The organism is Simplicispira sp. (assembly GCF_028687295.1).
Classification (GTDB): domain Bacteria; phylum Pseudomonadota; class Gammaproteobacteria; order Burkholderiales; family Burkholderiaceae_C; genus Simplicispira; species Simplicispira metamorpha.
In genome coordinates this window covers 1-7,297 of record NZ_JAQUAL010000161.1, presented here as the reverse complement: position 1 = coordinate 7,297, position 7,297 = coordinate 1, and the positions used below count along the sequence as shown (strand labels likewise).

7 protein-coding genes and 1 pseudogene are annotated in these 7,297 nt (G+C 63.5%); 7 read left to right on the top strand and 1 reads right to left on the bottom strand.

The window, feature by feature from the left end; genetic code table 11:
* Positions 1 to 113: 113 nt before the first annotated feature.
* Both PHX69_RS14200 and PHX69_RS14195 read left to right on the top strand, forming a co-directional pair.
* Entirely contained in the window at positions 114 to 875 is a 762-nt protein-coding gene (locus tag PHX69_RS14200; RefSeq protein WP_288044515.1) for a hypothetical protein, read from the top strand.
* Positions 847 to 1,101 (top strand): toxin-antitoxin system HicB family antitoxin, encoded by a 255-nt coding sequence (locus PHX69_RS14195; RefSeq protein WP_288044513.1) that lies wholly within the window; start codon positions 847 to 849, stop codon positions 1,099 to 1,101. The genes PHX69_RS14200 and PHX69_RS14195 overlap by 29 nt, the downstream gene beginning before the upstream one ends.
* 80 nt (positions 1,102 to 1,181) lie before the next feature.
* Here PHX69_RS14195 and PHX69_RS14190 read toward each other — a convergent pair whose 3' ends face one another.
* Positions 1,182 to 1,487 (bottom strand): BrnA antitoxin family protein, encoded by a 306-nt coding sequence (locus PHX69_RS14190; RefSeq protein ID WP_288044510.1) that lies wholly within the window; start codon positions 1,485 to 1,487, stop codon positions 1,182 to 1,184.
* A 224-nt stretch (positions 1,488 to 1,711) separates the two neighbouring features.
* On the opposite strand from PHX69_RS14190, the gene PHX69_RS14185 reads away from it, so the two are divergent.
* From PHX69_RS14185 to PHX69_RS14165, 5 genes and pseudogenes are all read left to right on the top strand, one after another.
* Positions 1,712 to 4,105, top strand: coding sequence for a PAS domain-containing hybrid sensor histidine kinase/response regulator (locus PHX69_RS14185; RefSeq protein WP_502958539.1), 2,394 nt, complete (start codon positions 1,712 to 1,714; stop codon positions 4,103 to 4,105).
* Positions 4,098 to 4,835, top strand: coding sequence for an RluA family pseudouridine synthase (locus tag PHX69_RS14180; RefSeq protein ID WP_288044508.1), 738 nt, complete (start codon positions 4,098 to 4,100; stop codon positions 4,833 to 4,835). The genes PHX69_RS14185 and PHX69_RS14180 overlap by 8 nt, the downstream gene beginning before the upstream one ends.
* Positions 4,836 to 4,948: 113 nt before the next feature.
* Positions 4,949 to 5,761 carry an SDR family NAD(P)-dependent oxidoreductase gene (locus PHX69_RS14175; protein WP_288044506.1) on the top strand — a complete coding sequence of 271 codons (813 nt, stop codon included), beginning with the start codon at positions 4,949 to 4,951 and terminating at the stop codon, positions 5,759 to 5,761.
* Positions 5,762 to 5,848: 87 nt separating this feature from the next.
* On the top strand, positions 5,849 to 7,033 hold the full coding sequence (gene bktB, locus PHX69_RS14170; RefSeq protein WP_119014843.1) for a beta-ketothiolase BktB: 1,185 nt from the start codon (positions 5,849 to 5,851) through the stop codon (positions 7,031 to 7,033).
* Between the two features lie 79 nt (positions 7,034 to 7,112).
* Positions 7,113 to 7,297: pseudogene (locus PHX69_RS14165) on the top strand (tripartite tricarboxylate transporter substrate binding protein); the annotation flags it as partial.

Sequence of the window (7,297 nt, the reverse complement as noted above, 5' to 3'; positions counted from 1 at the left end):
TGGCTTGAGACAAGAAATTGGCAGTAATCGATTCTATTAATGCTCAAGGGAGTAAAAATTAATAATTGTTGACTATCATATGAAAACTGCAATTTTGTTTATAGTTTATCAGTTTGCGTAAGTCCTACTTAATTGAAAAGGAGTTTCCTTGGGCAAGGCCATATCCTATTGATGCATCAAGATTACCACCAAATTACACAGGATTAGATAGTAAAAAAGTCTTTGAAATATTCAAATCAAAATGGAAACCTCTTGAAAAAAATAAATTTGAAAAGAATGAGGAATTCAAACAGCGTATTAAAAACCTAATAATTGACGCATCACCAATATCATCCAATGTAGACTACGCCTTTCTACTTGAATTCCATCCAGAATACGACGCCAATACCGAGCGATATATTATTAATAAATTCTGCGACAACGGAATTCTATCAACCAATGAGTCGAACCTAATAATATGCAGGACAACCACAGCCGAAAGCAACAGAAGAAATTATGTAGCATCTAATGCTTTTGGAGCCACAACAAATGTCACAGAAGTGTATACAAAAGATATTGGAATTGCTTTTTCCAAAAACTCTACTTTCGCCAATAGATTATTTACCAAAGAAGGAAAAATTAACGGCTACTATTTTTCAGACAATTTCCCCCTATCCATTGAAAAGGCAAAATATCTACAAAAATACAGAATAGGGGTACTATTTATAGGAAGATTTATAAATGCAAATATTGCATACAACTCCTCCACAATAACACCCACCATCAACAAGCCATATTCATCACTTACTGAAATATATGCCCCATCTTTTGAACCAAAACAAGTTGTATATTACGTTATACAAACAGGTGAAATTCTCTCAAAAAAAGTCTTTTGATTTCTTATCGACTGATGCGCTGGCAAGCACCATCGCCGCGCTGGAGGCCAAGGGTTTTGCCGTGCCCAATAGCAGCGGCGTAGCCTCTGGCAAGTTTTTTGCCCACGTACCAAAAACAACACAGGCCCAACTTGCCACCCGCGCGAAGGCCGAGGGGGTCTCCCTGAATGCACTGGTTCTCACGTTCATCGCTGGAGGCTTGGGACGTCAAGAGCACCATGCTTGAGGTGCGGCACCAAGCCCTGCGTTTTTCAAAAGCACTGGAGATTCCGCGATACCGACTTGGCGTGTGAAACGCTGTACGTGTCAGCCCTTCTGAATTTCTGGATGGGCTTTCAGCCATTCGCGCAGCGCGTTGTTGATGCGTGTTTGCCAGCCCGCCCCGCTTCCTTTGAATGCGCCCACCACGTCGGCATCCAGACGGATATTGACGTGCTCTTTCGGGTGCGCCAACGCAGGGCGGCCGCGTTTGGGCTTGAGCATTTCTTGCGCTACCTGGGTGCCCCACAAATCTGCGAGCACCTCGCTGGCAGGGCGGGCTTTGGCAAACCACTCGGCAGTGGCTTCTGGCGCGTCATCATCAATACGCTCAGGGTTGGGTGTGCGCGGCATATCGCTTCCTTTCACGTTGGTTGGCTCGGCGCAAGCGGATCACATGTGCCTACAAGAATAAATCCGCCGCACAGTTGCCCACCCGGCACACCGCCCCCCCTGCATCGCTGCCCCCGCAGCCCGCGCGCGTACACTGGCGCGCCCGCGACCCCGCACAGGCCCCACAGCCCTTGGCAGACTGCGCCGCCTTATTGGGCCAGCACCTGCCGGGAGCGTTTTTTGCCATGAGCCGCCCCGACCTTTTATTTCTACTGCGCAGCACCGAGCCAGAACCCGCGCAGGACATGCCCGGCGATGCGCCCAGCCAGTTTCCGGGCGCCAGCGCCCCTGGCACACCCACGCTCCAGCCCCCTGACAGCAGCGGCCCGCTGGTCGGCCCCATGCCGGGCGCAGTCACGGGGCTGATCGCCGAGCTGCGCGCCTACCAGGCCGAGCTGGAGGCGCAGAACAAGGTGCTGCGCTACAGCCAGTCGGCCGCTGAGAGCGCCTCCGAGCGCTTCGAGACGCTGTTCTCCAGCGTGCCCCTGGCGCTGATGGTGCTGGACGAGCACGACATGGTGGTGCAGGCCAACTCGATGGCGCACCGCAGTTTTCAGCCCACTGAAAACGACCGCCCGCTGACCGAGCTGCAACCCTTCGTCAGCCCCGAGCACGCCCAGCGCGTGCAGCAGGCCTTTGCCCTGGCCCGTGCCGAGGGCCATGGCGAGGCCACCGAAGTGGTGTTTGCCATCAGCCCCGAACGCCACATCACCGGCGACCTGCACATTGCCCGCATCGAGTCGCCCCAGGCCGAGGGCGAAGCGCCGCTGCTGCAATTTTTGTGCGCCGTGATTGACCAAGGCCCGCTGCTGGCCGAGCGCCAGGCCCTGCAACACAGCGCGCAAACGCTGCAACAGCGCAACGCCCAGCTGCACGCCAGCGAGCGGCGGCTGGAGGCGGTCATCAACTCCTCGCTGGACGCCATCGTCTGCGTCGATCAGCACCAGCGCATCACGGTGTTCAACCCCACCGCCGCTGCTTTGTTCCAGTGCGCCGCCAGCGATGCGCTGGGCAGCCACATCAGCCGCTTTTTGCCCGACGCTGAGCAGGCCCTGGCCTTTGCCCAGCTGACCACGCAGGCCATGCTGGGCGAGATGACGGCCCTGAGCGCCAGCGGCAAAGAGCTGTCGGTGGAGGTGAGTATGTCGTTCGAGCGCCACGGCGAGGGAGAAACCACCACCGTCTTTGCCCGCGACCTGACCAGCCGCAAAAAGGCCGAAGCCCAGCGCAACGAGCTGGAAGCGCAGCTGCGCGAGTCGCACAAAATGCAGGCCGTGGGCACTATGGCGGGCGGCATTGCGCACGACTTCAACAACATCCTGAGCGCCATTTTGGGCAACGCCGATCTGGCCAAGGCCGATTGCGGGCCGCACTCCCCGGCCTACGAGAGCCTGGTCGAGATCGAAAAAGCCGGGCGCCGCGCGCGCGATCTGGTGCGGCAAATTCTCACCTTCAGCCGCAACGAGCCGCCCCAGCGCACCGCCGTGGCGCTGGCCGAGGTGATACACGACACCGAGCGCCTGCTGCGCGTGACCCTGCCGCCCGCCATTGACCTGCGCCTGCAAACCGCCGCCCCCCTGCCACCCGTGCTGGCCGACCCCACGCAGGTGGAGCAGGCCGTGCTCAACCTGTGTACCAACGCCATCCACGCCATTGGCGAGGGCCGTGGCAACGTCTATGTCGAGCTGGCAGCGGCCCAGCCCGACCAGCGCCTGTGCGAGCGCCTGGGCCTGCCGCACGGCCACTACGTGCTGCTGACCGTGCGCGACAGCGGCCCCGGCATGGATGCAGCCACCTTGCAGCGCATTTTTGAGCCTTTTTTTACGACCAAGCCGGTGGGCCAGGGCACGGGGCTGGGGCTGTCGGTGGTGCATGGCGTGATGCGCACCCACGGCGGTGCGGTGGACGTACACAGTGCGCCGGGCCTGGGCAGCCGGTTTACGCTGTACTTTCCGGTGGCGCCATCGGCCAGCGCAGACGCGGCAACCGCCCTGCCCGACCCGGACTGCGCGCCCGATACCGATACCGATACTGCGCCCCACACCGACGCCGCTGGCCCCAGCGCAGCCCAGCCCCCCGCAGTGCAGCCACCGGCCCACGCCAGCGCAGGAACACCACCAGCGCACACACCACCCGCCGCCCTGCCCGCTGCAACCCCATCCGCCGACCTGGCCGCAGCGCCTGCGCTGCCCACGCCACCCGCGCCGCGCCGCCATGTGATGTACGTGGACGACGACAAGGCGCTGGTGTTTCTGGTGCAGCGCCTGCTGCGCCGGCGCGGCTACACCGTCAGTGGCTTTACCGATCCGCACGAGGCCGCTGCGGCCCTGCGCGCCGCGCCGCACGACTACGACCTGCTGGTCACCGACTACAACATGCCCGGCTACTGCGGTGTCGATCTGGTGCGCGAGGCCCGCACCATCCGCGCCGATCTGCCGGTGGCGCTGGCCTCGGGCTACGTCACCGCCGAAATCGAGCAGGCCGCCCTGGCCGAAGGCGCACGCGCCCTCATCCACAAACCCAACGACGTGGAGGAGCTGTGTGCCACCGTACACCGACTCATCAGCGGCCATGACTGAATCTGCCGCCCTCAGCGGCGCGCCCGCGCCTGAGGGTGCGCCCGGCAACGCCCCCGGCGCCCGCAGCGCCAGCCCCGACCACCCCGCCAGCGCCCCCACCTGCCTGTACGCCGACGAGGCGCTGCTGGTGCTGGCCAAGCCCGCCGGTCTGCTGTGCGTGCCCGGGCGCGGCCCCGACAAGCAAGACTGCCTGAGCGCCCGCGCGCAGCAGCACTGGCCCGAGGCACTGGTCGTACACCGGCTGGACATGGCCACCTCGGGCCTGGTGCTGATGGCGCGCACCCCCGAAGTGCAGCGTGCCCTGGGCAACGCCTTTGCCGCGCGCACCATCGAAAAGCGCTACCAGGCCGTGGTGCAAGGCTGCATGGCCCCCGCACCCGGCGGCGGCTGGGGCGACATCGAACTGCCCATTGCCGCCGACTGGGCACGGCGCCCGCTGCGCGTGGTGGATGCCGAGTGCGGCAAACCCAGCCACACCCGCTGGCGCGTGCTGGCCAGCGATACCGTCACGCACACCACCCGGCTGGAGCTGGCGCCCGTGACGGGCCGCACCCACCAGCTGCGCGTGCATTTGGCTGCCGTGGGCCACGCCATCCTGGGCGATGCGCTGTATGCCGACGCCGCCACCCAGGCACGCGCCCCGCGCCTGCTGCTGCACGCCACGCGGCTGGCGCTGGAACACCCGATAAGCGGCGAGTGGGTGCAGTTTGCGCTGCCGCCGGATTTTTAGCGGCGCAAAATTTTGAGCCAAAACAGGCTCTAGCGCCCACCTGTAAAGCGCAAGCAGCTATCATTTTTGTATAAATTACCCATCCCTTCTCATACCACCAACACCACCGGGCCATGCACAAACCACACCTTTTCATCCTCACGGGCGCCTCGCGCGGTATGGGCCTGGCCATGGCGCAGCAGCTGCTGCGCCCGGGCCATGCGCTGGTCTGCATCTCGCGCCACAGCAACGCTGGGCTGCAAGACGCGGCCCTGGCCAGCGGCGTGGCGCTGGAGCAGTGGCAGCACGACCTGGGCAGCGCCAACGCTGCCGCCGCCGAGCGCCTGCAAGCCTGGCTGGAAACCCACAGCGCCATCGCCTTGGCGGGCGGCGCTGGCAGCGCGGCGCCCAGCCCACTTGCCAGCCCGTTTGCCAGCGCCACGCTGATCAACAACGCCGGCCTGATTCCGCCGATTGCGCCGCTGTCGGCCAGCGACCCCGCCGCACTGGCGCAGGGCCTGCGCGTGGGGCTGGAGGCGCCCATGCTGCTGTGCGCCGCCTTTCTGGCCGCCACCGAGGGCTGGGCGGTGCCGCGCAAAGTACTCAACATCTCCTCGGGGCTGGGGCGCCGGGCCATGGCGTCGCAGGCGCCCTACTGCGCCGCCAAGGCCGGCATGGACCACTTCACCCGCTGCCTGGCGCTGGAAGAAGCGCTCAAGCCCCACGGCGCCAAGGTATGCTCTCTGGCGCCCGGTGTGATCGACACCGACATGCAGACCCAGCTGCGCAGCGCCCACCCGGCCGCTTTTCCCGATGCCCCGCAATTTGCCAGCCTCAAAACGGCCGGCATGCTGACCACCCCCGCCGACGCCGCCACCCGCGTGCTGGCCTGGCTGGAGCGGTCAGACTTCGGCACCCACCCCGTGGCCGATGTACGCGAGCCCTGAGGCACCGTGATTCACTATCTTTTTCATAGCTGATAGCGCAATACCCGTGGGCGCTAGAGGCCAATTTGATCTTTAAAGGAGTTCTCCATGACCCGTGAAGTCGTAGTTGTCAGCGCCGTGCGCACCGCCATCGGCACCTTTGGCGGCAGCCTCAAAGATATTCCCCCCACCGAGCTGGGCGCGCTGGTCGTGCGCGAGTCGCTGGCCCGCGCCAACGTCGAGGGCAAAGACGTGGGCCACGTCGTGTTCGGCCATGTGGTCAACACCGAGCCCAAAGACATGTACCTCTCGCGCGTGGCGGCCATCAAAGGGGGCTGCGCCGAGAGCACGCCCGCCTTCAACGTCAACCGCCTGTGCGGCTCGGGCTTGCAGGCCATCGTCTCGGCAGCGCAAAGCATCCAGCTGGGTGACGCCGACATCGCCATCGGCGCCGGTGCCGAAAACATGAGCCGCGCCCCCTACGCCAGCCTGGCAACGCGCTTTGGCGCGCGCATGGGCGACACCAAAATGATCGACATGATGGTCGGCGCGCTGCACGACCCGTTCCAGAACATCCACATGGGCGTGACGGCAGAGAACATCGCCGCCAAGTGGGGCATCTCCCGCGACGAGCAGGACGCCATTGCCGTCGAAAGCCACAACCGCGCCCAGCGCGCCATTGAAGCGGGTTACTTCAAAGACCAGATCGTCCCGGTCATGCTCAAGAGCCGCAAGGGCGATGTGGCCTACGAGGTGGATGAGCACTACCGCCCCAACTGCACGCTGGCCGACATGGCCAAGCTCAAGCCCGTGTTCCTGAAAGAAAACGGCACCGTCACCGCTGGCAACGCCTCGGGCATCAACGACGCCGCCGCCGCCGTGGTGCTGATGGACGCGCAAGCCGCCCAGGCCCGTGGCGCCAAGCCGCTGGCGCGTCTGGTGGCCTACGCCCACGCCGGTGTCGATCCCCAATACATGGGCATTGGCCCAGTGCCCGCCACGCAACTGGCTTTGAAAAAAGCGGGCCTCACCGTGCAGGATTTGGACGTGATCGAGGCCAACGAGGCCTTTGCCGCCCAGGCCTGCGCCGTCACGCGCGACCTGGGGCTGGACCCGGCCAAGGTCAACCCCAACGGCTCGGGCATCTCGCTGGGCCACCCGATTGGCGCCACAGGCGCGCTGATCACGGTCAAGGCGCTGCACGAGTTGCAACGCATCCAGGGCCGCTACGCGCTGGTGACGATGTGCATCGGCGGCGGCCAGGGCATTGCCGCCATTTTTGAGCGCATGTAAGCCAACCACCGGGACAGCGCCGCTGCACAACGCGCGGCGCTGGCCCGGTCTTTTTGTATTTTTCAGGAGATTGATCCCGATGTTGCGTCGTCAGTTTTCATTGGCTGCCACGGCCCTGGTGCTGGGTGGCAGCGCCTTGGCGCAAAGCCCCGCCCCTGTGGCCACCGCCGCCTACCCGGCCAAGCCGATTCGCATGATCGTGCCCTTCCCGCCCGGCGGCGGCACCGACATCCTGGCCCGCCTGGTGGCCAACAAGCTCTCCGA